Consider the following 24037-nt stretch of genomic DNA (forward strand, 5'->3'; position numbering starts at 1 on the left):
AGGGTGGGCGGCCGGGTGGCCGACACCAGCGTGTTTTCCAAGGGCCGAGTTTAGGCGACCCACTGATGGTCCCCCTGCTCGGCATCGGTTTTCACCGGCTGTGCGGGATCACCACGCCCGGCATCCCCCGATGGTGGCGTCAGCCGCGATGGGCAGCCAGCGCGCTGGCGTAGAGGCAGACGGCGGCCGCGGTGGCGAGGTTGAGGCTCTCGGCGGCCCCGTAGAGCGGGACGCGGACACCCCGGTCGGCCAGCGCGAGCACGTCGGCGGGCAGGCCGTGTGCCTCGTTGCCGAACAGCCAGGCGGAGGGCTCGTGCAGGTCGGCCGCCGTGTCGAGGGCCGACTCGGCGTAGCCGTCGGCGGCCAGCACCCGCAGGCCCGCGGCACGGCAGGCGGCGATCGCCTCGGCGACGTCGCGGTGCCGGGCGACCGGGAGGTGGAACAGGCTGCCGGTGGAGGCACGCACGCACTTGCCGTTGTGCGGGTCGACGGTGCCGCCCGCGAACACCACGGCGTCCGCACCGGCCGCGTCGGCGACCCGCAGCACGGTGCCGGCGTTGCCCGGGTCGGCCACCCCGGCCAGGACCGCCACCAAGCGCGGGCTGCCCGCCAGCGCGGCGGACAGGCCGACGTCGACCGTGTCGCACACGGCGACCAGGCCCTGCGGGGTGACCGTGTCGGACAGCAGCTGCGCCGCGCGGTCGGTGACGAAGGTGACACGGACGCCGGACCCGGCGGCCCGCGTGAGCAGCTCGGGCTGCCTGCCGGCGGCGGCCTCGGTGACGAACAGCTCGTGCACCGTGCCGTGGGCCAGTGCCTCACGCACCGCCTGGACGCCCTCGGCGAGGAACCGCCCGGCCTCGGCGCGGCCGGCCCTGCTGGTCAGCTTGCGAGCAGCAGCGACCCGGGGGGTCCGGTGGCTCGCGGGAGCCTCCGGTCCTTCCCCGGGCCGGGCGCTGCGGTCGGTCGTGCTCAGGCCGACTTCTTCTCGGTGGTGATGTGCTGCTTGGCCACCTCGACCAGGCCGGTGAACGCGGCGGCGTCGTTGACCGCGAGGTCGGCGAGGATCTTGCGGTCGACCTCGACACCGGCGGCCTTCAGGCCCTGGATGAAGCGGTTGTAGGTCACGCCGTTCGCGCGGGCGGCCGCGTTGATGCGGGTGATCCACAGCTGGCGGAAGTCACCCTTGCGGGCGCGACGGTCCCGGTAGGCGTAGTTGAGGGAGTGAAGGGTCTGCTCCTTGGCCTTGCGGTACAGCCGGGAGCGCTGACCGCGGTAGCCGCTGGCCAGCTCGAGAGTGGAGCGACGCTTCTTCTTGGCGTTGACCGCCCGCTTGACGCGTGCCACGGGTCCATCCTGTCGATCTCGGGGGGCGGATCACGCCCCGGGTGTTCAGTTCACAGTGTTCGAGTCAGCGGCCGAGGAGGCGCTTGACCCGGGCGACGTCGTTCTTGGCCACCTCGGTGGTGCCCTCGAGACGGCGGGTCACCTTGCTGGCCTTCTTCTCCATCAGGTGACGGCGGCCGGCCTTCTGCCGGCGGAGCTTGCCGGTCCCGGTGACGCGGATCCGCTTGGACGTCCCGCTGTGCGTCTTCTGCTTCGGCATGGTTCTTCCTCTTCCGTGCGGCAGCACACCGGGCCGCGAGCGGCGCGGCGTGCTGCTGACTGTGTTGTGCCTGCCTCAGGACTCGGAGCCGTCTTCGGCTTCCTCCCTGGCCTTGGCCTTCGCCTTCGGCTTCAGGTTCTTGTGCGGCGCCAACACCATGATCATGTTGCGACCGTCCTGCTTGGGAGCCGACTCGACGAACCCGAGCTCGGTCACGTCGTCGGCCAGCTTCTGCAGGAGGCGGAACCCGAGTTCAGGCCTCGACTGCTCGCGGCCACGGAACATGATGGTCACCTTGACCTTGTTCCCGGCCGCGAGGAAGCGGGACACGTGGCCCTTCTTCGTCTCGTAGTCGTGCTGGTCGATCTTCGGCCGCAGCTTCTGTTCCTTGATGACCGTCAGCTGCTGGTTCCGCCGCGATTCCCTGGCCTTCTGCGCGCTCTCGTACTTGAACTTGCCGAAGTCCATCAGCCTCGCCACGGGCGGCTTCGCCTGTGGCGCGACCTCGACGAGGTCGAGGTCCGCTTCCTGGGCGAGCCGCAGGGCGTCCTCTATGCGGACGATCCCGACCTGCTCGCCGTTCGGTCCGACGAGGCGGACCTCGGGAACGCGAATGCGCTCGTTGATGCGCGTCTCAGAGCTAATGAGCCCTCCTTGGTCCGAGTTATGTTCTCTTCTCGACCTGGTGCCCACATGCTTCGGGCCCCGGCTCCGGCTGCTGCCGGACGGGGCCCGCTCCGATCGGCGGCACGACGGCCGCCACCGCGCACGGTCACCTCGGGAAACCCGAGGATCGAGTGTGCGAGACCGGACCCGGCCGCCTGGTGTAGCGGCGACGCGGGTGGGAGCGGGGCTCCACTTGCCGCCCCCGGTCGCCCGGGGGCTGGTCGCTCGTGGAAGGGTACCAGACGTGTCGCACAACGCTGCTGAGCAGCCCCAGAATTCCCCGGAGCCGCGCGAGCTCGGCGACATCCCGAGTGTCGAGGTGATCAGCAGGTCCGCGCTGATGCTGATGTCCGCCGCCGCCGAGCGGCTGGGGCTGGCCTCCCCTGATCCGGACACCAGCCCCCAGCGTGACCTGGACGAGGCGCGCAGGCTGATCACCGCCCTCGCCGGCCTGGTCACCGCGTCCGCCGAGTACCTCGGCGCGCACGCCGGCCCGTTGCGGGACGGCCTGCAGTCGCTGCAGAAGGCGTTCCGCGAGTCGTCGGCCGTACCGGACGCCCCGGGTCAGGGGCCCGGCGAGAAGTACACCGGGCCCGTGCACTGACTCACCAGTTCTCGAACGAGTCCAGGAAGATCGCCGCGAGGTCGTCCGCGCCGACCGGGCGGGGCGCGACCGCGAGCAGCCGCTGCTGCTTCATGGCGCCGTCCACCAGCCCGTCGATGTCGGACTTGCCGTAGCCCACCTCGCCGAGGCCGCTGGGGATGCCGATGTCACGCATCAGCGCCGCCAGCACGGACGGAAGCTGCTCGCGCGGGTCGTCGTGCGGTGTCGTGTCGGGCGCGAGCAGCCGCGCGGCGCGCTGGTGCCTGGCCGGGTCGGTGGGGAACGTGAACCGGAACGCGGCCGGCGCGGTCAGCGACACCGACTGTCCGTGTGGCACCAGCGGTGCGTCCGGATAGCCGGAGGGCACGTAGTCACGCACCATCCCGGCGATGGGATAGCCGCAGGCGTGCGGGATGTGCACGCCCGCGTTGCCGAAGCCCATGCCGGCGAACGTTGCGGCCATCATCATGTCGGTGCGTGCGGCGAGGTCGCCGCCGGTCAGCACGGCGCGCCGGAACGCCCCGCCGAGCAGGCTCATCGCCTTCTCCGCCCACAGGTCGGAGATGGGGTTGGACCCGCAGTAGGCCACCCGGGTCTCCGGCGTGTGCCGGGGGAACGCGTCGTAGGGCTTGGCCGTGTAGGACTCCAGCGCGTGACAGAGCACGTCCATGCCGCTGGCAGCCGTGACCTCGGGCGGCAGGCCGAGAGTGAGCAGCGGGTCGACCACCGCCAGCGAGGGCCGTAGCCGCGGGTGGCTGATGCCGGTCTTGACCTTGAGGCTCAGCATGTCCAGCACGCACACCGGCGTGCTCTCCGCGCCGGTGCCCGCCGTGGTCGGCACGGCGACCAGCGGCTTCAACGGCCCGGGCGGGGCCTTGCCCTCGCCGATCGGCTTGTTGAGGTAGTCGTGCAGCTCGCCGGGGTAGGTGGTGAGCAGGTTGATGGCCTTGGCCGTGTCGATCGACGAGCCGCCGCCGACGCCGATGAACCCGTCCCACTCGGACTGCCCGGCGAACTCGACGGCCTCGGCGAAGCTGGTGTCGGTCGGCTCCACGTGCACCCGGTCGTAGATCCCGACGGTGAGCCCCGCCGCGGTCGCCGCGTCCGCGACCCGCTGCGCGATCCCCGCCTCGGCGATGCCCGGATCGGTCACCACCAGCACCCGGTCCGCCCCCAGCTGACCGAGGTCGTGCCCGATCTCGTCGACGGCCCCCGCCCCGAACTTCAGCGGCACGCCGCCCCAGGTGAACACCGTCTCGTTGAGGTACTCCGTCACGCCCAACCTCCCTGTCGTCCGCCCCTCGAACACTGGCACGGGGTGGCCACGGCAGGCAATCGTCGACTAAAATGTTAGATGTGAGTACCTTACGACCGGTCGGCCGGACACTGCTGCGGGACGAGGTGTACGCGCGGCTGCGGACGGCCATCGTCACCGGCGAGCTGGCCGTCGGCCAGGATCTGCGGGATGCCGACCTGGCCGCCGAGCTGGGCCTGTCCCGCGCGCCCGTGCGGCAGGCGCTGACCCGGCTGGCGGCCGAGGGCCTGGTCGACTCGAAGCCGCAGAGCTACACGAGGGTCGCGCCGGTGCGTCCCGGGCAGGTCCGCGACGCACTGCACCTGGTGCGCGCACTGCACGAGTGGGCCGCCCGCGCCGCGTTCGACCGGATGGGCGACGGCGAGCTGTCCCGCATGCAGGAGGCCAACCTCCGGTTCACCGAGGCGGTCGGCAGCGGAGACGTCGACGGCGCCATCGCCGCCGACGACGAGTTCCACGACATCCCGGTCGTGGTCGCGGGCAACCAGGCCGTCCACGAGACGCTCGACCGCTACACCCCGCTGCTGCGCAGGCTGGAGCGGATGCGGTTCAGCGGCCTGCCCGCCCAGCGCTCGGTGCGGCGGCACGCCGAGCTGATCGCGGCCTACCGCACGGCCGACCTGCCCGCCGTCGAACGGATCACCTCGGCGATCTGGACCGAACTGGAAGACCTGTTGGAGGACTAGTGGTTACGACCGGAAGTTCGTTGGGGGTATTCGGTGGAGCCAGGTTTCCGCTGGGGGTGCGGCCGGGAGACCCTCGTACCGGTGTCGTACTCGGGTCTTCCGGCCGTGCGTCCAGCGGGAAGCTGGGCCGCCGAGACCCCCGACAGACTTCCGGTCGTGACCACTAGTGTCTTTGGACGACTTTCCGCGCCACCCGCTGCTGCTGGGGCCGTCGCCGGTGCACCCGCTCGACCGGCTGAGCGATCACCTCGGCGGTGCCCGGATCTGGGCCAAGCGCGAGGATCTCAACTCCGGGCTGGCCTACGGGGGCAACAAGACGCGCAAGCTCGAGTACCTGGTGGCCGACGCGCTGGCCGACGGTGTCGACACGCTGGTGTCGATCGGCGGCGTGCAGTCCAACCACACCAGGCAGGTCGCCGCCGCGGCCGCGCGGACCGGGCTGAAAGCCGTGCTGGTACAGGAAAGCTGGGTCGACTGGCCGGATCCCGGTTACGACCGGGTCGGCAACATCCAGCTGTCCCGGCTGCTGGGTGCCGACGTGCGGCTGGTGGAGTCCGGTTTCGACATCGGCGTGAAGGACAGCTGGCAGCGCGCCGTGGCCGAAGTCGCCGAGGCGGGCGGCAAGCCGTACGCCATCCCGGCGGGCGCGTCGGACCACCGGCTCGGCGGCCTCGGGTTCGCCGGCTGGATCGCCGAGCTGGAACGGCAGGAGGCCGAGCTGGGCGTCTTCTTCGACACCGTGGTCGTGTGCTCGGTGACCGGCAGCACGCAGGCCGGGATGCTGGCCGGCGTCGCCGCGTCCGGCCGGGCGCGGCGGATCGTCGGCATCGACGGCTCCGCCGCGCCGGAGCGGACCCGCGCGCAGGTGGCGCGGATCGCCGCGGCGACGGCGGAGCTGATCGGCGCGGGGCCGGTCGGCGAGGTGATCCTCGACGAACGGTTCGCCGGTGGCGTCTACGGCATTCCCGACGAGCCGTGCCTGGCGGCCATGCGCCTGGCGGCGAGCCTGGAGGGCATGGTGACCGACCCGGTGTACGAGGGGAAGTCGATGGCCGGGCTCATCGAACTGGTGTCCTCGGGCGAGATCGGCCGCGACTCGACGGTCCTGTTCGCACACCTGGGCGGCCAGCCAGCCCTCAGCGCCTACAGCTCGCTGTTCTGAAGCACGTGAAGGCCACCTTCACCACGTGAGACCTCGGCGCGGTCGGCGCTGAGTGGTCTCGTTCGGGGTGACCGCTGATGCCGCTGTGGCGCCCGGTGCGGCTGGGGCGTATGGGTTCGCGTGAAGGCCGAGTTCCTGTCGTCTCCTGTGATGAAGGTGGCCTTCATGTGGTTCGTGGCCCTTGGTGCCGTTGCCTCGGCAGTCGCAGTGGTCACAGCAGGCACAGCAGGCACGGCAGCCCCACCGGTCGCCACGAACGAGACCACCCCATGACCGGTGAAACTCCCCCAATGCCACATTGGGGGAGTTCAAGTACCCCAATGCCACATTGGGGTACTCGCCAAAGCCAACCGCACCGCGCGGGTCAGTCCAGCACCGCGAGGGCGTCGATCTCCACCAGGAGGGGAGCCGGCAGTCCCACGTAGACGGTGGTGCGGGCCGAGTACGGCTCGGTGATGATCTCGTTGTACACCTGGTTGAACTCCGCGAAGTGGTCGGTGTCGGTCAGGTAGGCCCGCACCATCACCAGGTCGTCGAAGCTCGCTCCGGCGGCCTCCAGGATGGACTTGATGTTCGCCATCGTCTGCCGGGTCTGCTCGGCCACGGTCTCCCCCACCACCTCACCGGTGACCGGGTGGAACGCGACCTGGCCGGCCACCTGCAGGATGTTGCCCTTGCGGACAGCCTGCGAGAAGTTGGCCACCGGCTTCGGCGCGTTCTCCGTGCTGATCGCGACCTTACCCATTGCTCATCACCTTTCCGCGTTCGTCAGGCATGCTCGCCTGTTCCTCCACTGTGGACGGAGGCTTGGTCGGCCGCGGCGACGAGGTCGGGCACCAGTGCCAGCAGACCGTCCAGGTCCAGCAGCACCTTGGGCACCGACAGCGACACCGCGGCGAGCACCGTACCGCTCTGGTCCCTGACCGGAGCGGCGATGCAGTGGATGAAGTCCTCGTGCTCGGCGTTGTCCACGGCGTAGCCGCGGGCGGCGACCCGGTCCAGCTCGGCCAGGAACTGTTCGGGGCCGGCGATCGTGTTGTCGGTGAGCCGCACGTAGTCGATGGCGCGGGCCACCTCCTCACGCTGCCCCGGGGGGAACGACGCCACCAGCACCTTGCCGACCGCCGTGCAGTGCAGCGGCGCCCGCTTGCCGACCCGCGAGTACATCCGGACCGAGTGCGTGCCCTCGTACTTGTCGATGTACACCACCTCGCCCTCGGCGTAGGCGGCCAGATGCACGGTGTGCCCGGTGGCGGCGTTGAGCGCGGCCAGCGCCGGCTGCGCGGCACGCCGCACGTCGTAGCCCTCCAGCGCCTGGTTGGCGAGGCTGAACAGGGCGCTGCCGAGCCGGTAGTACCGCGGGCCGTCGCGGCGCACGAAGTTGTGCGACTCCAGGGTGCGCAGCAGCCGCAGCACGGTGGTCTTGTGGACGCCGACCTCCTCGGCCAGCTGGTCGAGGGTCTTGGCCTCCTTCGCCAGCCGCGCCAGCAGGGTCAGCGCCCGGTCCAGGCTCTGGCTCACGCCGGCACCAGCCCGTCCGCGGTGAGCCGGGTGGCGGCCCAGTCGGCGTCGTCGGCACGCAGCAGCCGGGTGACGACGTCCGCCGGCAGCGGCGGTGCGACGTCGTCGTGGGTGAGCAGGGTCGCGGCGGCCTGCAGGTGCCCGGACCGCAGCCGGGTCCGCGGGTCGTCGCCACGCAAGGTCGCCGCGAGGAACCCGGCGGCGAACGCGTCGCCCGCGCCGACCGGCTCCACGACGTCGACGGCGAGCGCGGCGGCCGAGGTCGACGTCCCGTTCTCCAGCAGGGTGGCCCCGTGCTCGGCACGCTTGACCACCACGGCGGGCGGGTTGCCGAGCCGCTCGGCAAGCGCCGCCGGATCGCCGGTCCCCCACAGTGCCTCGGCCTCGTCGGCGCCGACGAGCACGACGTCGGCAAGCCCGGCCAGCTCGGCCAGCACCCTCGGGCCGTCGCCGTCCGGCCACAGTTTCGGCCGCCAGTTGACGTCGAACGACACGATCCGACCGTCCCTCGGCGCCCGCAGCAGCGCGGTCACGAGATCGTGGCAGCTACGCGACAACGCGGGGGTGATCCCGGACAGGTGCACCAGCCGGACGCCGGTCAGGTCCAGGCCGGCGAGCAGGTCCGGGCCCATCGCGGAGGCCGCCGAGCCGGTCCGGTAGTACCGGACGGTGCTGCCGGCCGCGTCGCCCTCCTTGAGGTACAGGCCGGTCTGCCGCTCCGGGTCGACCCGTACCGCGCCGACGTCCACACCCGCCCCGGCCAGCTCGTCGAGCAGCGCCGCGCCGAGCGGGTCGGCACCCACGGCACTCACCCAGCGACTGGGCACACCGAGCGCGACCAGATGACAGGCCACATTGGACTCCGCGCCACCGACCGTCCGGCGCCAGGTACGGACCTGCCGGGCCGGGCCCGGTTCGGCCGGCACGAACAACGCCATCGACTCGCCGACGCACACCGCCTGCGCCACCCCTGGGGTCCTCCCGCCTTCCGCGTCACGCCGTTGACCGGCGACACGCGGGATGCTACACCTACTGCACGCAAAATGCGCAACGGCCGTTGCAAAATACGCAATCAGAGGTGGTCTTGTGGGCGTTCCGGTGACGACTCCCTGCGTGATCGGGCGCGACGCGCTGCTGGCGGCCCGCGACGAGGTGCTGGACTGGCGATTCAAGTCGATCCCGGCCTCCCTGTGGGGCCGCCGGATCGGTGACATCACCGCCGAGGCACCGGCCGACCTGTTCGCCGACGGCTTCCTCGGCCCGCTGGTCGTGCTGGACGGCCCGGCGATGGAGCACAACCTCCGCACGCTCGCCGGCTGGTGCGCCGACCGCGGCGTGCTGCTCGCCCCGCACGGCAAGACCACCATGGCGCCGGAGCTGTTCGCCAGGCAGATCGAGCACGGCTCGTGGGGCATCACCGCGGCCAACGCCGGTCAGCTGCGGGTCTACCGCGCGTTCGGCGTGTCCCGGGTGCTGCTGGCCAACGAACTGCTCGACCCGGCTGCGCTGCGCTGGCTGGGCACGGAACTGGACCTCGATCCCGGTTTCGAGTTCACCTGCTGGGTCGACTCGGTCGCCGGGGTGGCGCTGATGACCGAGGCGCTGGGCCCCCGCGACCGGCCGGTCGACGTGCTGGTGGAGCTGGGCGGCGCGGGCGGCCGGACCGGCGTGCGCGACGTCGGCACCGCGGTGGCTGTCGCCGAGGCCGTCCGGGACAGCCCTGCGCTGCGGCTGGCGGGCGTCGCGGGCTACGAGGGCGCGCTGGCCCACGACTCCGGCCCCGAATCGCTGGCCACCATCGCGTCCTATCTGGACGGTCTGCGGGACCTGACCAGGGACATCGCCGCACGCGGGCTGTTCGGTACCGACCAGGTCATCGTCACCGCGGGCGGCAGCGCCTACTTCGACCAGGTCACCGCCGCGCTCACCGCGGACTGGGGCGAGCTGGCGGTGCTGCCGGTCCTGCGCAGTGGCGCCTACCTGACCCACGACGACGGCTTCTACCGCGGCATCTCGCCGCTGGGCGAGCACCCGCGGGTCGCGGGCGTCCCGCCACTGCGGTCGGCGCTGCGGGCCTGGGCCCAGGTGGTCTCCAAGCCCGAACCGGACCTCGCGCTGCTCACCATGGGCAAGCGCGATGCCTCGTTCGACGAGGGCCTGCCCACGCCCCGCCTGCTCCGCAGGCCCGGCGCCGAACCGGTGGAGCTGACCGGGCACACGGTCACCGCGCTCAACGACCAGCACACGTTCCTCTCGCTCGCGCCCGGGTCGCCGGTCGAGGTCGGCGACTGGATCGGCTTCGGCCTTTCCCACCCCTGCACGGTGTTCGACAAGTGGACCCTGCTGCCCGTCGTGGCGGCCGACGGGCACACGGTCACCGATCTCATCCGCACCTACTTCTAGGACGAGTCATGGAACTGGTCTTCCGCGGCGCCGAGGTCGCCGACGGCACCGGCAGCCCGCTCTACCAGGCCGACGTCGGCATCGACGGCGGCCGGATCGCCGAGATCGCCGACCCGGGCACGCTCACCGCGACCCGCGTCGTCGACGCGGAGAACCTGGTGCTGGCACCGGGTTTCATCGACATGCACTCGCACTCCGACATCCAGGTGCTGGCCAATCCCGACCACCTGGCCAAGGTGTCGCAGGGCGTCACCACCGAGGTGCTCGGTCAGGACGGGCTGTCCTACGCCCCGGTGAACGACGAGACGCTGGCGGCACTGCGTGCTCAGCTGGCCGGCTGGAACGACGACCCGCCGGGGTTCGACTGGAACTGGCGCTCGGTCGGCGAGTACCTGGACCGCCTCGACCGCGGCATCGCCGTCAATGCCGCCTACCTGATCCCGCAGGGTTCGGTGCGGATGCTGGCGGTCGGGTTCGACGACCGGCCGGCCACCGAGTCCGAACTGGACACCATGCGCGAGCTGCTGGTCACCGGCCTGCGTGAGGGTGCGATGGGCATGTCGTCCGGCCTGACCTACACGCCGGGTATGTACGCGAGCACCGAGGAACTGGTCGAGCTGTGCCGGGTGGTCGGCGAGCACGGCGGCTTCTACAGCCCGCATCACCGCAGCTACGGCGCCGGTGCGCTGGAGGCGTTCGCGGAGATGGTCGACGTGTCCAGGCGCTCGGGCTGCCCGCTGCACCTGGCACACGCGACGATGAACTTCTCGGTCAACAAGGGCCGCGCGCCGGAGCTGCTGGCACTGCTGGACGACGCGCTCGACGACGGCTGCGACATCTCCCTGGACACCTACCCCTACCTGCCCGGCGCGACCTACCTGTCGGCGCTGTTGCCGAGCTGGTCGTCCGAGGGCGGACTGGACACCACGCTCGCCCGGCTGTCCGATGTGGACACCCGCGAGCGCATCCGGGCGGAGATCGAGGAGACCGGTTCCGACGGTGCGCACGGCGTGCCGATCGACTGGAACGCCATCGAGATCAACGGCGTGCGCAACAGCGACAACGCCCCTCTGGTCGGCCACACCGTCGCGGAGTCGGCCGAGCGGGCGGGCGTCGCCCCGGCGGAGCTGTACTTCGACGTCCTGGTGTCCGAACGGCTGGGCACGTCGTGCCTGATGCACGTCGGTCACGAGGAGAACGTGCAGGCCATCATGCGGCACCGCACGCACACCGGCGGCAGCGACGGGCTGCTCGTCGGCGACCGCCCCCACCCCCGGGCCTGGGGAACCTTTCCGCGCTACCTCGCCCGCTACGTCCGCGAGCTGGGTGTGCTGGACCTGGCCGACTGCGTGGCGCACCTGACCGGTCGCGCCGCCGCGCGGCTACGGCTGACCGACCGCGGCCTGGTCCGCACCGGCTACGCCGCCGATCTGGTGCTGTTCGACCCGGACACGGTCGCCGACACCGCCACCTTCGACAACCCCCGCCAGCCCGCGGCCGGTCTCCCCCACGTCCTGGTCAACGGCGTCGCCGTGATCGACGACGGCAGGCCGACCGGCGCGCTGCCGGGTCACTCACTGCGCAACAGCGGGAGGACCGCATGATCGACTGGCTACAACACTCGACGCCGGGGCTGCTGCTCCTCGCGGCGGTGTCGATCGCCGTGCTGCTGGTGTCCATCATCAAGCTGAAGATGGAGCCGTTCATCGCGCTCATCGTCGTCGGCCTGCTCACCGCGCTGGCGGCCGGCGTTCCGGTCGGCACGCTGGTCGGCTCGGCACAGAAGGCGTCGGACTCCCTGCTGGAGAAGGGATTCGGCGGCATCCTCGGCCACATCGCCGCCATCATCGGCCTGGGTACGCTGCTCGGCGCGATCCTGGAGAAGTCCGGAGGCGCCAGGGTGCTGACGTCGTCGCTGCTGCGGGCGTTCGGTGAGAAGCGGGCGCCGCTGGCGATGGGTGTCGCCGGCCTGATCTTCGGCATCCCGGTGTTCTTCGACATCGGCATCTTCGTGCTGGCGCCGCTGGTGTACGTGGCGGCCAAGCAGGGCGGCAAGTCGATCCTGCTGTACTGCCTGCCGCTGCTGGGCGGCCTGTCGGTGACCCACGCGTTCCTGCCGCCGCACCCCGGCCCGGTGGCCGCGGCCGGCCTGCTCGGCGTCGACCTCGGCTGGGTCATCCTGATGGGCGCGGTCTGCATGATCCCGGCCTGGCTGGTCGGTGGTGTCTGGTTCGCCGCGTGGATAGGCAAGCGCATCCACATCGACGTGCCCGAGGAGATGCTGGTCGAGAACGGCGGTGACTCCGAACACGAGAACCCGCCGTCGCTGGGGCTGGTCGCGTTCATCATCGCGGTGCCACTGGTGCTGATCCTGCTCGGCACGTTCGGCAGCATCTGGCTGCCCAAGGACTCCACGATCGCCGGCGTGGCCACGTTCGTCGGCACGCCCGCCGTCGCGCTGACCATCGCCGTGCTGCTGGCGTCGTGGCTGCTGGGCACGCGCCGCGGCATGAGCGGCAAGCAGCTGTCCCAGCTGTCCGGCACGGCGCTGCGGCCGGTCGCGATGATCCTGCTGGTGGTCGGTGCCGGTGCGTTCTTCGGCGCGGTGTTGCAGGCCACCGGGATCGGCAAGGCCGTCTCCGGGTCGCTGGACGACGCCGGCCTGCCGGTGATCCTGGCCGCCTACGTGATCAGCTGCGGTATGCGCATCGCGCAGGGCTCGGCCACGGTCGCCATCGTCACCACGAGCGGCATCCTCGCGCCGACGGTCAGCGAACTCGGCTACTCGCAGGTGCAGCTGGCGCTGCTGGTGGTGGCCATCGCCGCCGGGTCGATCATCGCCTCGCACGTCAACGACGGCGGTTTCTGGATCGTCTCGCGGTACTTCGGGATCTCGGTGCAGGACACCCTCAAGACCTGGACGGTGCAGGAGACGATCCTCTCCGTCGTCGGGTTCGCGGTCGCCGCCGGATTGATGGCAGTCGTCTAGAGAAGGAGTTCTCGATGGCAGGTCTTGATCGTCGCAGGTTCCTCGGCGCCGTCGGCGCGGCAGGGCTGGGCGCCGTGCTCACGGCGAAGGGCGCCGGGGCCGGGCTCCGGCAGCAGGTGGTCTACCTCGGTAGCTACTCCACCTGGGGCGAGCCGCCCGGGGCGGGACTGCAGGTGGCCACCCGGTCGGGTCAGGCGCTGCGGGTGGGTGCCACGGTCGCGGACATGGCGGACTCGTCGTGGCTGGCGCTGTCGGCCGACCGCCGCCGGATGTACGTGACCAACGAGCTGGAGGCGGGCCGGGTCACCGCGCTGGACGTCTCCGACGCGGCGAGGCCGCGGATCCTGAATAGCCGCTCCACCGGCGGCGCGCACCCCACGCACCTGACCGTGCACCCGAGCGGGAAGTACCTGCTGTCGGCCAACTACACCGGCGGCAGCGTCGCGGTGAACCCGATCCTGGCCGGCGGGAAGCTCGGTGAGCCGACCGACGTGGTGAAGCATCCGAAACGGGAACGGGACCCGCATGCCCACCAGGTCGTCGTCGACCCGAGCGGGCGCTGGGTGCTGGCCGTCGACCTGGGTGCGGACGCGGTGTTCGTCTACCGGCTGGACCAGGCCACCGGGAAACTGGCGCTGAACCAGCGGCTCGACCTGCCCTCCGGCGCGGGACCGCGGCACCTGGCGTTCCACCCGCGGGGCGGATTCGCCTACGTCCTCGGTGAGCTGCGCGCGGAGATCACCGTCGCCGCGTTCGACGCGGGCCGGGGCAGGCTGACCACGGGACAGGTGATCCCGACCGTCGACCCGTCGGCGCCCGCGCCGCAGTACCCGGCGGAGATCGTTGTGTCGCCGGACGGCCGGTTCGTCTACGCGTCCAACCGGGGCGAGGACACCATCGCCACGTTCACGGTGAACGGGGCGAGTCTGGCCAGGCTGACGCCGAACGTGCCCACCGGGGGCGTGTGGCCGCGCCACTTCACGCTCGACCCGTCGGGCCGCTGGATCTACGTGGCCAACCAGCGTTCCGGCACCGTGTCCTGGCTGCCGCGCGACCCGGCGACCGGCCGGCTCGGCAAGGCCGCGGGCACCACCCCGGTGGGTCACGTGGCGTTCGTCCTGTTCCGCTGATGAAGGCCCGGTCGGGCCGTCGGCGTCTGGACTGACGAGCCCAAAGGCCGCTCCGCGGCCGACGGCGAGGAGGGAAGACGCCGACTGAAGGGCCCGACCGCGCCCGCAGCGAAGCAAGGGCAATACAACACTGGTCTAGACCCCTTGTGTGCGTCCGGCAGCCGCTTTAGGCTGCGTTGCTAATAGCGAAACGAGCATTGCATATCGTGCAACGGAGCCTCGAAATGCGTAGAAGCCGAGTGTTAGCCGCCCTGACCCTCGCAGCCGGCATCGTCCTCGCCGCCGGATGTTCACCCACCCAGTCGGCACCCGCGGGCCAGGGAGGTGACGAGAAGACCGGGCCGCTGCGCGTGTGGCTGTTCGACGAAGCCAACCGCGCGCCCAAGGAAGCCGCCGTGAACGAGGCCATCGCCGAGTTCGAGGCCGCCCACGCCGGGGTCGACGTCGACGTCCAGTGGATCGCCGTGGAGGGCCGCGCGGACAAGTTCGCCGGAGCGTTCAACGATCCCGCCAGCGCCCCCGACGTCGCCGAGTTCGGCAACACCGACGTGGCCAGCTACGTCGAGACCGGCGCGCTCGCCGACCTGACCGGCGACATCCAGTCCTGGAAGGAGGGCGCCGACCTGCTGCCCACCGTCCTGGAGACGGCCAAGGTCGACGGCAAGGTCTACGGCCTGCCCTGGTTCACCGGCATCCGCGCGCTGTACTACCGCACCGACGTGTTCACCGAGCTGGGACTGACCCCGCCGAAGTCGATCACCGAGCTGACCGAGACCGCCCGCCGGATCCGCGCCGCCAAGCCGGACCTGTACGGCATCTCCGTCGGCGGGCAGTACACCTACGCCATGCTGCCGTTCCTGTGGGCACACGGCGGCGAGATCGCCCGTCAGGACGACCAGAAGCGCTGGACGTCCTCGCTGACCACCGCCGAGGCCAAGGCCGGGCTGACCGCGTACACGAACCTGATCAAGGACGACATTTGCCCGCCCGCCCAGTGCGCCAACCTGACCGGCACGCAGAGCGTGCAGGCCTTCGCGGGCGGCAAGGCGGCGATGACCGTCGGCGGCGACTTCAACCGCAAGGCCGTCGAGGGCAGCCTGGCAGGCAAGTACGCCGTCGTCCCGCTGCCCGGCAAGGACCCCGGCTCGGTCGCACCCGCGTTCGCGGGCGGCAACCTGCTCGGCGTGTTCGGCGCGACCAAGCGCAAGAGCCTCGCCGTGGAGTTCACGCAGCTGCTCGGCAGCGCCAAGTACCAGGGCAAGATGTACCAGGGCATGGGCAACCTGCCGACGCTGGGCAGCGTGCAGCAGCAGCTGTCCACTTCGGACCCGTTCCTGAAGCCGTTCGTGGACACCATCAAGGCCGGCACCAAGTTCGTCCCGTCCACCCCGGCCTGGTCCAAGATCGACGCCCAGAAGATCCTGCCGACCGCGCTGCAGCAGATCGTCACCGGTGAGCAGAACGTCGACACCGCGGTCGCCGGGGCGGTGGACCGGATGAACAACACGTTCGGGACCTGACCACAGTGACCACGCAGATCGCACCCGTCACCGCGCCGGCCGCGGAGCCGCCCAGGCGGTCGCGCCGGCGTGGTGACGGCCGTTCGGCGGCCGTCTACCTGGCCCCCGCGGCCGTCCTGCTGCTGGGCGTGCTGGCCTACCCGATGTACCAGCTGGTCCTGATCTCGTTCTACGACTACGGGCAGGCCGAGGCGGCAGGCGTCGCGCCGCTGACGTTCATCGGGTTCGACAACTACGTGCTGCTACTGGAAAGCACGCAGTTCTGGGTGGTGCTGGCGAAGACACTCGGCTTCGCCGCGGTCTGCGTCGCGGGCAGCCTGCTGGTCGGCACCGCGCTGGCGGTGCTGGCCAGCCGGATCCGCGCGGTGCCCCGCATGCTGCTGTTCCTCGCGGCGCTGGGCGCGTGGGCGACGCCGGCCATGGCCGGGTCCTACATCTGGCTGTTCCTGTTCGACACCGACTTCGGCCTGGTCAACGAGGTGCTCGTCGGGCTCGGATTCTCCGCCATGGAGGGCCACTCCTGGACGTTCGACACCTACGGCGCGTTCGGGCTGGTGGCCGCCGAGGTCATCTGGTGCTCGTTCCCGTTCGTCATGATCACCATGTATGCCGGGATCAAGGCCATTCCCACCGAGGTCGTCGAGGCCGCCACCGTCGACGGCGCGAGCTGGCCCAGGGTGGCCTGGTCGGTGATGCTGCCGATCCTGCGGCCGGTGCTGATGATCGCCACCATCCAGTCGATCATCTGGGACTTCAAGGTGTTCACCCAGATCTACGTGATGACCGGCGGCGGTGGCCTCGCCGGACGCAACCTGGTCCTCAACGTGTACGCCTACCAGCAGGCGTTCGCCGGCCAGGAGTACGGCCAGGGCGCCGCCATCGGCGTGGTGATGACGCTGATCCTGCTGTCCATCACGGTGCTGTACGTGCGCTCGCAACGACGCGGAACGGAGCTGGTGTGACCACGCTGACCGCCCCCGCCCCGGAGAAGGCGCCCACGGTGCGGCAGCCGCGCCGCCGGTGGAAACCCAGCAGGCCGGGCAGGCTGATCGCCGAGATCGTCGCCGTGGTCGTCGCCGGTGTCGTGGCGTTCCCGCTGTACTGGATGGTGCTCTCGGCACTCAAGCCGACGCCGGAGATCCAGTCGGCCGACCCGCGGCCGTGGACACTCACGCCGACGTTCGAGCACTTCGAGCGGGTGCTCGGCAGCGCCGGGTTCGCCCGCTACTTCCTCAACAGCGTCATCGTCGCGGTCGTCGTGGTGGCGTTGTCGATGCTGCTGTCGTTCCTCGCGGCGGTGGCACTGACCCGGTTCAACTTCAAGGGCCGCACGGTGCTGCTGGTGATGTTGCTGGTGGCGCAGATGGTGCCGGTGGAGGCGCTGACCATCCCGCTGTTCTTCCTGATGCGATCGGTCGGTGACGTCGCGCCCGCCTTCGGCACCAACGAGCTGGGCTCGCTGATGCTGGTGCACCTGGCGTTCACGCTGCCGTTCGCGATCTGGATGCTGCGCGGGTTCGTCGCCGCCGTGCCGAGGGAACTGGAGGAAGCCGCCACAGTGGACGGAGCCAGCCGGTTCCGCTTCACCTGGCAGATCCTGTTCCCGCTGGTGGCGCCCGGGCTGGTGGCGACCAGCGTGCTGTCGTTCATCCACGCGTGGAACGACTTCCTGTTCGCCAAGACGTTCATCATCTCCAACACCGAGAACCAGACCCTGCCACTGGCGATCCTGGTGTTCTTCAAACCGGAGGAGAACGACTGGGGTGCGATCATGGCCGGGTCGACGCTGATGACCATTCCGGTGCTGGTGTTCTTCGTGTTCGTGCAGCGACGACTGGTGTCCGGGCTCGCCGGCGCCGTGAAGGGCTGAGGTCATGCCGGGATTCGACAGTCTGCTCCCCCGTCCCGTGTCGTGCACGGCCACCGGCGGGCAGTACGCCATGGCGCCGGGCGAGACGCCACGGGTGGAGTTCTCCGCGGACCTGCCGGCGTCCGGCTACCGGCTGGACATCGGCGACGGCGTGCGGATCACCGCCGCCGACGAGGCCGGGGCGTTCCACGCCGCGCAGACACTGCGGCAGCTGCGCGGCCCGCACGCGTTCCGCGCCGCCTCCATCCACAGTGGACCGGACCTGCTGCCGGCCGGCACGGTCACCGACCACCCGAGGTTCGGCTGGCGCGGGTGCCTGCTCGACGTGGCGCGGCACTTCCGCACCAAGGCGGAGGTGCTGCGGTTCGTCGATCTGCTGGCCGCACACAAGCTGAACGTCCTGCACCTGCACCTGACCGACGACCAGGGCTGGCGGGTGGAGATCCCGGCGTTCCCCCGGCTGACCGAGGTCGGGGCGTGGCGGCGGGAGTCGATGGTGGGCAGGCACGACGGCCCCGAACGCGACGGCCGCCCGCACGGCGGGTTCTACACCCGCGACGACCTGCGAGAGATCGTCGCCTACGCCGCGCAGCGGTTCGTCACCGTCGTGCCCGAGATCGACGTGCCCGGGCACGTGCAGGCGGCCATCGCGGCGTATCCCGAACTGGGTGGCGGCGAGCAGGTCGAGGTGTGGACGTCGTGGGGCGTCAACCCGCGGCTGCTCGACCCTTCACCGTCCAGTGCAGACTTCTTCACCGCGGTGCTGGACGAGGTACTGGAGATCTTCCCGTCCGAGGTGATCTGCGTCGGCGGCGACGAGGTGCCCGGCGCGACCGCGGAACACGCCCGGTTCGTCGACCGGATGATCGCCCACCTGACCGCGCGCGGGCGGCGGGCGATGGGCTGGGACGAGATCCTCGACGGCGACCCGGACACCGCGGCGATCATCGGGTCGTGGCGCGGCGAGGAGGCCGGGGTGCGGGCCGCGGCCGCCGGGCACGACGTGGTGATGTGCCCCGAGCAGTCGGTCTACCTGGACCACCGCCAGTCCGACCATCCCGACGAGCCCATCCCGGTGGGGTTCCTGCGCACGCTGGCCGACGTGTACGGCTACGAGCCGCTGCCGCCGGACCTGCCGGAGCCGGCCGTGCCCAGGGTGCTGGGCGCGCAGGCGCAGGTGTGGGCCGAGCACCTGGACACGGTGCGCCGGGTGGACTACGCCGCGTTCCCGCGGCTGTCCGCGTTCGCCGAGGTGGTGTGGAGCCCGGCGGAACCACGTGACTACGGCGAGTTCGAGGAACGGCTGCGCACCCATCACCTGCCCAGGCTGGACGCGCTCGGCGTCGAGTACCGCCCGCTGGACGGGCCGCTGCCCTGGCAGACCCGGCCCGGCGTGCCGGGACGGCCGCGCTAGGGCTTGATCGTCCGCCGGGCGGGGCCGTTGGCGCTGCGCGGGACGATCGGGACGACGCCGATGGCGCTCAGCACGGCCATGAAGCCGTTCTCGATCCGCGTTCCGGTGCTCGGCCAGTAGGCGGGCGTCACGCAGTAGCCCTTGCTGCACTTGATCGGCGGTGGACCGGCGCAGCCCGCGACGAGCAGGACGACCGTGGCGGCGAGTGCGGCCAGGCGGGACTTGGTCACGGCTTCCTCCTCATGCGGCCGCGGCGAGCCGCCGGGCCCCGGACGACACCAGCAACATCACGCCGACGGCCAGCAGAATGGCGATCACGGCCTGGTAGTAGCCGGTGATGATGCTGGTCACCGCGCTCACGATGCCCAGCGACTCAACGGCGATGGCGAGGCCGCGGGCCCACGGCCGTCGGGTCAGGAAGGCGGCGGCGAGCGCGACGAGGGCCGCGAGCAGCGGGTTGACGACGATCACGAACCACACCGAGCCCGGGACCTCCTGGTTGTGGTCGAGGCGGGTGCTGATCGTCAGCAGCTGCACGATCCAGATCCCGAGCGAGGCCGCCGCCTGCGCGAACATGACCACCTGCGCGATCCTGAGCTGCCTTCCCACGGTGGGCTCCTCTCCGCGACGACTCGCGCACGACGCTAGCCGTCCGCGGCGGGAGCCCTCCCCGGTTGACCGCTACCTGCCAGTGCCCGAAGGCTCCGCCGCAGAGCTGCGTGCAGCAACTCCGGTGTCGCCGAGTCCTCCTGCAGTACGGCCCGCATGGTCAGCCCGTCGAGCAACGCGGAGAGCCGGAGCGTTTCGATCTACGGTCCCGCTCAAGGTTTGTGACTGGCGGTCGGGCTCCCGGCGGTGCTACCAAGGGCACTTTGGTTGCGCAACGCGCAACCAAAGTGCCGTTCGTGGCGGTGACGTTGATCCGGTGTTGTCTCGTTCGTGGTTCTGCCTTCCAGCCCACCCCGCCAGGCAGCCAACTATGCCGGGCCGGCCTCACACGCCGCGGTACCAGACCTCGGGGCGGCCGACCTGGCCGTAGCGGGGCTCGCGGCGGGCCAGGCCGGCGTCGGCCAGGTACTCCAGGTACCGCCGCGCCGTCACCCTCGACACCCCCACCGCCGACGCTGCCGCACCGGCGGACAGGCCGTCGGCCGCCTCGGCCAGTGCCGCGGTGACCGCCTCCAGCGTCTGCCCGCTCATGCCCTTCGGCAGCGCCTGGTGGTCGGCACTGCGCAACGCGGCCAGCGCCCGGTCCACATCGGCCTGCCCGCTGGCCTCGCCCTCCTGGCCGAGCTCTTCCCGGAACCGCGCGTACCGGGTCAGCTTGTCGCGTAGCGAGGCGAACGTGAACGGCTTGAGCAGGTACTGCACCACCCCCGCCGACACCGCGGCCTTCACCACGGCGAGGTCCCGCGCCGACGTCACGGCGATGACGTCCACCGTGGCACCGGCCGCCCGCAGCGCCCGGCAGACCGCCAGGCCGTGGGTGTCGGGCAGGTAGAAGTCCAGCAGCACCAGGTCGACCGGCAGCCGCTCGACCGCCCGCAGCGCCTCCGCTCCCGAGTGGACAACCGCCGCGACGGTGAACCCGGCGACCCGCTCGACGTACTGCCGGTGCGCCTCGGCGGCCACCGGGTCGTCCTCCACCACCAGCACGCTGATCACGGCCGTTCCCCCGGGATCGGCAGGTGCACGGTGAACACGGCGCCCGGGCCCGGGTCGACCTCGACCTGCCCGCCGTGCCGCCGCACCGTCTGGCCGACCAGCGCGAGCCCCAGCCCCCTGCCGCCGGACTTGGTCGACCACCCGCGCCGGAACAGCTGCTCCACCTCCTCCGGCCGCACACCGGCCCCGGTGTCGGCCACCCGCACGAGCACCTTCACGTCGTCGGCGCGGACGGTCACCGTCACCCGCGGCCGTCCGTCCGCCGACGCCGCGATTGCGGCGTCCAGCGCGTTGTCGATCAGGTTGCCGACGATCGTCACCAGGTCCCGCGGCTCGATCCACGGCAGCGGTTCGGCCAGCGCCGTGTCGTCGGTGACCACCAGCTCGGCACCGCGCTCGCTGGCCTCGGCCGCCTTGCCCAGCAGCACCGCGGCCAGCACCGGCTCGGACACCGCGGCCACCACCTGGTCGGTGAGCCGCTGCGCCAGCTCCAGCTCGGCCGTGGCGAACGCCAGCGCCTGATCCGTCCGTCCCATCTCGACCAGCGACACCACCGTGTGCAGCCGGTTGGCCGCCTCGTGTGCCTGCGACCGCAGCGACTCGGCGAAGCCGCGCACGGTGTCCAGCTCACCGGTCAGCGTCTGCAGCTCGGTGTGGTCGCGCAGGGTCGCCACCGTACCGACGGCACGCCCCCGCGTCCGGACCGGCTCGGTGCTAACCACCAGCACCCTGGTGTCGGTCACGACGATCTCGTCGGTGCGGGTCTCCTCGCCGCCGAGCAGGCCGGCCAGCGTCGGCGGCAGGCCGAGGTCGGTCACGGCCGTCCCGGCCGGATCGTCCCGCAGGCCGAGCAGGTCGCGGGCGGCGTCGTTGCACAGCGCGACCCGGCCGTCGGTGTCGATCAGCAGCAACCCCTCGCGGACCGCGTGCAGTGCCGCCTCGTGGTAGTCGAACAGGTGGGCCAGCTCGGCCGGGCCCATGCCCCTGGTGTGCCTGCGCAACCGCGCGCTGACCAGCAGGCTGCCCGCGATCCCGACCGCCAGCACCAGCCCGGCCACACCGAACACCGGCACCAGCCGTTCCCGCAGCTCGGCCGACAACGCCCGCACCGTGATGCCCACGCTGACCAGCGCCACCACCTCGCCGGCGGCCCCGCGGATGGGCGCGACGACCCGGACCGACGGCCCCAGCGTGCCGGTGTAGGTCTCGGTGAACAACGCACCGCGCACGGCCGGCTCGATGTTGCCGACGAACGGCTGGCCGATCAGCGACGGGTTCGGGTGGGTGAAGCGGACGCCGTCCACGGTCATGATCGTGATGAAGTCGACGCCGGTGTCCGTGCGCAGACGTTCGGCGTAGGGCTGCAGGTCACGGCTGGGGTCCGGGGTGCCCAGTGCGGCCACGACACCCGGGTTGTCGGCCACCCCGACCGCCACGGTCGTGACCTCCTCCTCGGCACGGGCGTCGGTGACCCTGGCCGAGTCGAAGTACGCCAGCGCGGCCCCCGCGCCGACCAGCACGACGACGAGCACCAGCTGCACCAGCAGCAGCTGGCGGGCCAGGCTCCAGCGGCGTCGACGGCGTTCCGGTGGCGGCACGGCGTCCATATCAGCACACACCGTCCGGCACATCCGCCACGCGGGGCCGGTGCGAACGAAATGAACACAACCGTGACCCCGCTCACGGCGGCACGCATAGTTCCCGGCAACTCCCTGACGGTTTGGAGGCAACGGTGCCCGCACCGACTGCGACACCCGGGCGCAAACGCGACCGGATGCATTACCTGTACCTGGCGGTGATCGCCGCCGTCGTGCTCGGCGTGATCGTCGGCTTCGCCGCGCCCGACGTCGCCAAGGAGCTCAAGCCACTCGGCACCGGGTTCGTCAACCTGATCAAGATGATGATCTCGCCGATCATCTTCTGCACGATCGTGCTCGGCATCGGCTCGGTGGCCAAGGCCGCGAAGGTCGGCAAGGTCGGCCTGCTCGCCCTCGGTTACTTCCTCGGCATGTCGACGCTGGCGCTGGCCATCGGCCTCGTCGTCGGCAACGTGCTGCACCCCGGTGAGGGCCTCAGCCTCGACCCGGCCGCCGCCGGCAAGGCCCAGGAGCAGGCCACCGGCTCGGAGGGCTCGGTCGACTTCCTGCTCGGCATCATCCCGGACACCCTGGTGTCGGCGTTCACTTCCGGGCAGGTGCTGCAGACCCTGCTGGTCGCGCTGCTGGCCGGCTTCGCCCTGCAGAAGCTGGGCAGCAAGGGCGAGCCGATCCGCCGCGGCGTCGAGCACGTCCAGCGCTGGGTGTTCCGCATCCTGGCGATGATCATGTGGGCCGCCCCGGTCGGCGCATTCGGCGCCATCGCCGCGGTCGTCGGCGAGACCGGCTGGGAGGCGCTGCGCAGCCTCGCCGTCATCATGCTCGGCTTCTACGCCACCTGCCTGGTGTTCGTGTTCGTCGTGCTGGGCGCGGTGCTGTGGTTCGGCGCCAGGGTCAACCTGTTCTCGTTGCTGCGTTACCTCGGCAGGGAGTTCCTGCTGATCCTGTCGACGTCGTCGTCGGAGTCGGCACTGCCGCGGCTGATCGCCAAGATGGAACACCTCGGCGTCAGCAAGCCGGTCGTCGGCATCACCGTGCCCACCGGCTACTCGTTCAACCTCGACGGCACCGCCATCTACCTGACCATGGCGACCCTGTTCATCGCCACGGCGCAGGGCCAGCCGCTGCCGGTGGGTGAGCAGATCTCCCTGCTGCTGTTCATGATCATCGCGTCGAAGGGCGCGGCGGGCGTCAGCGGCGCCGGGATCGCCACCCTCGCCGGCGGGCTGCAGGCACACAAGCCGGAACTGGTCGACGGTGTCGGCTTCATCCTCGGCATCGACCGGTTCATGTCCGAGGCGCGGGCGCTGACCAACTTCGCCGGCAACGCCGTCGCCACGGTGCTCATCGGGTCGTGGACCGGTGAGTTCAACCGGGAACAGGCCGGGCGGGTGTTCGCCGGAGCGTCCCCGTTCAACGAGGCCACCCTGCTCGACGAGGCCGAACCAGCGCCGGCCGAGTCGGAGAAGGAGGTGGCGGCGGTCCGCTGACCGTCCCCCTTCGCCGATGCGGTGCGAGCTTCACCCCCTGGCTCGCACCGCATCGGTATGTTTGCCGCATGCTCACCGTCGTACCGCGCACCACGGTCAATCCGGACACCCGCACCGTCCAGTTCCAGGGCAGGGAGTTCGGCACGGAACTGTCGTTCTTCCTGATCGACTGCGAACCCGGCCAGGGCCCCGCCCTGCATCAGCACCCCTACGCGGAGATGTGGGTGACCATGTCGGGCCGCGCGCTCGTCGTCGCCGGCGACGAGGAGCGCGAGGTCGGGCCCGAGGACATGGTGATCGTCGGACCTGGCACCCCGCACCGGTTCGTCGCGCTCGGCCCGGACCGGCTCAACGTCATCTGCCTGCACGACAGCGGCGAGATGATCACCGAGTGGCTCTGA

Annotated in this window: 26 protein-coding genes; 13 read left to right on the forward strand and 13 right to left on the reverse strand. The window is 71.1% G+C overall.

All coding sequences use genetic code 11. The features are described from left to right. Nucleotides 1–139 precede the first annotated feature (139 nt). The 4 genes from EWH70_RS14605 to infC form a co-directional block, all read right to left on the reverse strand. The gene (locus EWH70_RS14605) at nucleotides 140–976 is read right to left on the reverse strand and encodes a TrmH family RNA methyltransferase (protein ID WP_205669140.1); all 837 of its coding nucleotides are present in this window, start codon (nucleotides 974–976) and stop codon (nucleotides 140–142) included. After that, nucleotides 973–1347, reverse strand: a complete 375-nt coding sequence (gene rplT / locus EWH70_RS14610) for a 50S ribosomal protein L20 (RefSeq protein WP_130475934.1) — start codon at nucleotides 1345–1347, stop codon at nucleotides 973–975. The genes EWH70_RS14605 and rplT overlap by 4 nt, the downstream gene beginning before the upstream one ends. A 64-nt stretch (nucleotides 1348–1411) precedes the next feature. Continuing rightward, nucleotides 1412–1606 carry a 50S ribosomal protein L35 gene (gene rpmI, locus EWH70_RS14615; RefSeq protein WP_130475935.1) on the reverse strand — a complete coding sequence of 65 codons (195 nt, stop codon included), beginning with the start codon at nucleotides 1604–1606 and terminating at the stop codon, nucleotides 1412–1414. Nucleotides 1607–1681: 75 nt separating this feature from the next. Next, the gene (infC, locus tag EWH70_RS14620) at nucleotides 1682–2299 is read right to left on the reverse strand and encodes a translation initiation factor IF-3 (protein ID WP_130475936.1); all 618 of its coding nucleotides are present in this window, start codon (nucleotides 2297–2299) and stop codon (nucleotides 1682–1684) included. 217 nt (nucleotides 2300–2516) lie between these two features. Here infC and EWH70_RS14625 point away from each other — a divergent pair, with 217 nt between their 5' ends. After that, on the forward strand, nucleotides 2517–2876 hold the full coding sequence (locus tag EWH70_RS14625) for a DUF1844 domain-containing protein (protein WP_130475937.1): 360 nt from the start codon (nucleotides 2517–2519) through the stop codon (nucleotides 2874–2876). A 1-nt stretch (nucleotide 2877) separates the two neighbouring features. Here EWH70_RS14625 and EWH70_RS14630 read toward each other — a convergent pair whose 3' ends face one another. After that, nucleotides 2878–4152, reverse strand: a complete 1275-nt coding sequence (locus tag EWH70_RS14630) for a hydroxyacid-oxoacid transhydrogenase (protein WP_130475938.1) — start codon at nucleotides 4150–4152, stop codon at nucleotides 2878–2880. A gap of 80 nt (nucleotides 4153–4232) precedes the next feature. On the opposite strand from EWH70_RS14630, the gene EWH70_RS14635 reads away from it, so the two are divergent. Together EWH70_RS14635 and EWH70_RS14640 are read left to right on the forward strand one after the other, a co-directional pair. Continuing rightward, nucleotides 4233–4877 (forward strand): GntR family transcriptional regulator, encoded by a 645-nt coding sequence (locus EWH70_RS14635; RefSeq protein WP_420809060.1) that lies wholly within the window; start codon nucleotides 4233–4235, stop codon nucleotides 4875–4877. Nucleotides 4878–5043: 166 nt separating this feature from the next. Then, the gene (locus EWH70_RS14640) at nucleotides 5044–6039 is read left to right on the forward strand and encodes a 1-aminocyclopropane-1-carboxylate deaminase (RefSeq protein ID WP_130475940.1); all 996 of its coding nucleotides are present in this window, start codon (nucleotides 5044–5046) and stop codon (nucleotides 6037–6039) included. Nucleotides 6040–6403: 364 nt separating this feature from the next. Here EWH70_RS14640 and EWH70_RS14645 read toward each other — a convergent pair whose 3' ends face one another. From EWH70_RS14645 to EWH70_RS14655, 3 genes are read right to left on the reverse strand one after another with little or no spacing between them, the layout of a single operon-like run. Beyond that, complete coding sequence (locus tag EWH70_RS14645; RefSeq protein WP_130475941.1) at nucleotides 6404–6784, reverse strand: RidA family protein; 381 nt, start codon at nucleotides 6782–6784, stop codon at nucleotides 6404–6406. 23 nt (nucleotides 6785–6807) lie between these two features. Continuing rightward, on the reverse strand, nucleotides 6808–7560 hold the full coding sequence (locus EWH70_RS14650) for an IclR family transcriptional regulator (protein WP_130475942.1): 753 nt from the start codon (nucleotides 7558–7560) through the stop codon (nucleotides 6808–6810). Beyond that, complete coding sequence (locus EWH70_RS14655; protein ID WP_205669146.1) at nucleotides 7557–8528, reverse strand: sugar kinase; 972 nt, start codon at nucleotides 8526–8528, stop codon at nucleotides 7557–7559. The genes EWH70_RS14650 and EWH70_RS14655 overlap by 4 nt, the downstream gene beginning before the upstream one ends. A 118-nt stretch (nucleotides 8529–8646) precedes the next feature. Between EWH70_RS14655 and EWH70_RS14660 the strand changes: the two genes are divergently transcribed. The 8 genes from EWH70_RS14660 (at nucleotide 8647) to EWH70_RS14695 (ending at nucleotide 18886) form a co-directional block, all read left to right on the forward strand. Then, nucleotides 8647–9963 carry an amino acid deaminase gene (locus EWH70_RS14660; protein WP_420809061.1) on the forward strand — a complete coding sequence of 439 codons (1317 nt, stop codon included), beginning with the start codon at nucleotides 8647–8649 and terminating at the stop codon, nucleotides 9961–9963. 8 nt (nucleotides 9964–9971) lie between these two features. After that, nucleotides 9972–11567 (forward strand): N-acyl-D-amino-acid deacylase family protein, encoded by a 1596-nt coding sequence (locus EWH70_RS14665; protein WP_130475945.1) that lies wholly within the window; start codon nucleotides 9972–9974, stop codon nucleotides 11565–11567. Further along, nucleotides 11564–12952: a GntP family permease gene (locus EWH70_RS14670; protein WP_130475946.1), complete on the forward strand. Its 1389-nt coding sequence runs from the start codon at nucleotides 11564–11566 to the stop codon at nucleotides 12950–12952. Before EWH70_RS14665 ends, EWH70_RS14670 begins: the two co-directional genes overlap by 4 nt. Nucleotides 12953–12966: 14 nt before the next feature. Beyond that, entirely contained in the window at nucleotides 12967–14082 is a 1116-nt protein-coding gene (locus tag EWH70_RS14675) for a lactonase family protein (RefSeq protein WP_130475947.1), read from the forward strand. Between the two features lie 224 nt (nucleotides 14083–14306). Next, nucleotides 14307–15602, forward strand: a complete 1296-nt coding sequence (locus EWH70_RS14680) for an extracellular solute-binding protein (RefSeq protein ID WP_130475948.1) — start codon at nucleotides 14307–14309, stop codon at nucleotides 15600–15602. A 5-nt stretch (nucleotides 15603–15607) separates the two neighbouring features. Beyond that, on the forward strand, nucleotides 15608–16564 hold the full coding sequence (locus EWH70_RS14685; protein WP_130475949.1) for a carbohydrate ABC transporter permease: 957 nt from the start codon (nucleotides 15608–15610) through the stop codon (nucleotides 16562–16564). Between the two features lie 38 nt (nucleotides 16565–16602). After that, nucleotides 16603–17472 (forward strand): carbohydrate ABC transporter permease, encoded by an 870-nt coding sequence (locus EWH70_RS14690; RefSeq protein WP_130476254.1) that lies wholly within the window; start codon nucleotides 16603–16605, stop codon nucleotides 17470–17472. 4 nt (nucleotides 17473–17476) lie between these two features. Then, nucleotides 17477–18886, forward strand: a complete 1410-nt coding sequence (locus tag EWH70_RS14695; RefSeq protein ID WP_130475950.1) for a beta-N-acetylhexosaminidase — start codon at nucleotides 17477–17479, stop codon at nucleotides 18884–18886. Here the strand turns inward: EWH70_RS14695 and EWH70_RS14700 are convergent. The 5 genes from EWH70_RS14700 to EWH70_RS14720 all read right to left on the reverse strand — a co-directional run bounded on the left by EWH70_RS14700 (nucleotide 18883) and on the right by EWH70_RS14720 (nucleotide 22158). After that, nucleotides 18883–19116 (reverse strand): hypothetical protein, encoded by a 234-nt coding sequence (locus tag EWH70_RS14700; RefSeq protein WP_130475951.1) that lies wholly within the window; start codon nucleotides 19114–19116, stop codon nucleotides 18883–18885. The genes EWH70_RS14695 and EWH70_RS14700 overlap by 4 nt on opposite strands. Before the next feature lie 10 nt (nucleotides 19117–19126). Beyond that, a complete protein-coding gene (locus EWH70_RS14705) occupies nucleotides 19127–19495 on the reverse strand; it encodes a hypothetical protein (RefSeq protein ID WP_130475952.1) in 369 nt (122 codons plus the stop codon). Between the two features lie 35 nt (nucleotides 19496–19530). Next, nucleotides 19531–19695: a TetR family transcriptional regulator C-terminal domain-containing protein gene (locus EWH70_RS36705; protein ID WP_130476255.1), complete on the reverse strand. Its 165-nt coding sequence runs from the start codon at nucleotides 19693–19695 to the stop codon at nucleotides 19531–19533. 184 nt (nucleotides 19696–19879) lie between these two features. Next, nucleotides 19880–20551: a response regulator gene (locus EWH70_RS14715; protein ID WP_130475953.1), complete on the reverse strand. Its 672-nt coding sequence runs from the start codon at nucleotides 20549–20551 to the stop codon at nucleotides 19880–19882. Further along, the gene (locus EWH70_RS14720; RefSeq protein ID WP_130475954.1) at nucleotides 20548–22158 is read right to left on the reverse strand and encodes a sensor histidine kinase; all 1611 of its coding nucleotides are present in this window, start codon (nucleotides 22156–22158) and stop codon (nucleotides 20548–20550) included. The genes EWH70_RS14715 and EWH70_RS14720 overlap by 4 nt, the downstream gene beginning before the upstream one ends. Nucleotides 22159–22325: 167 nt before the next feature. Here EWH70_RS14720 and EWH70_RS14725 point away from each other — a divergent pair, with 167 nt between their 5' ends. Both EWH70_RS14725 and EWH70_RS14730 read left to right on the forward strand, forming a co-directional pair. Next, entirely contained in the window at nucleotides 22326–23636 is a 1311-nt protein-coding gene (locus EWH70_RS14725) for a cation:dicarboxylate symporter family transporter (protein WP_130476256.1), read from the forward strand. A gap of 68 nt (nucleotides 23637–23704) precedes the next feature. Further along, nucleotides 23705–24037, forward strand: coding sequence for a cupin domain-containing protein (locus EWH70_RS14730; protein ID WP_130475955.1), 333 nt, complete (start codon nucleotides 23705–23707; stop codon nucleotides 24035–24037).

This window comes from Amycolatopsis suaedae (assembly GCF_004214935.1).
Classification (GTDB): Bacteria; Actinomycetota; Actinomycetes; order Mycobacteriales; family Pseudonocardiaceae; genus Amycolatopsis; species Amycolatopsis suaedae.

Excerpts from the sequence above, each read along its gene's own strand:
- EWH70_RS14665 (WP_130475945.1), top strand. The coding sequence starts at position 9,972 with ATGGAACTGGTCTTCCGCGGCGCCGAGGTCGCCGACGGCACCGGCAGC.
- EWH70_RS14720 (WP_130475954.1), bottom strand. The coding sequence starts at position 22,158 with ATGGACGCCGTGCCGCCACCGGAACGCCGTCGACGCCGCTGGAGCCTG.
- EWH70_RS14730 (WP_130475955.1), top strand. The coding sequence starts at position 23,705 with ATGCTCACCGTCGTACCGCGCACCACGGTCAATCCGGACACCCGCACC.
- EWH70_RS14675 (WP_130475947.1), top strand. The coding sequence starts at position 12,967 with ATGGCAGGTCTTGATCGTCGCAGGTTCCTCGGCGCCGTCGGCGCGGCA.
- EWH70_RS14645 (WP_130475941.1), bottom strand. The coding sequence starts at position 6,784 with ATGGGTAAGGTCGCGATCAGCACGGAGAACGCGCCGAAGCCGGTGGCC.
- rpmI (WP_130475935.1), bottom strand. The coding sequence starts at position 1,606 with ATGCCGAAGCAGAAGACGCACAGCGGGACGTCCAAGCGGATCCGCGTC.
- EWH70_RS14725 (WP_130476256.1), top strand. The coding sequence starts at position 22,326 with ATGCATTACCTGTACCTGGCGGTGATCGCCGCCGTCGTGCTCGGCGTG.
- EWH70_RS14670 (WP_130475946.1), top strand. The coding sequence starts at position 11,564 with ATGATCGACTGGCTACAACACTCGACGCCGGGGCTGCTGCTCCTCGCG.
- EWH70_RS14695 (WP_130475950.1), top strand. The coding sequence starts at position 17,477 with ATGCCGGGATTCGACAGTCTGCTCCCCCGTCCCGTGTCGTGCACGGCC.
- EWH70_RS14680 (WP_130475948.1), top strand. The coding sequence starts at position 14,307 with ATGCGTAGAAGCCGAGTGTTAGCCGCCCTGACCCTCGCAGCCGGCATC.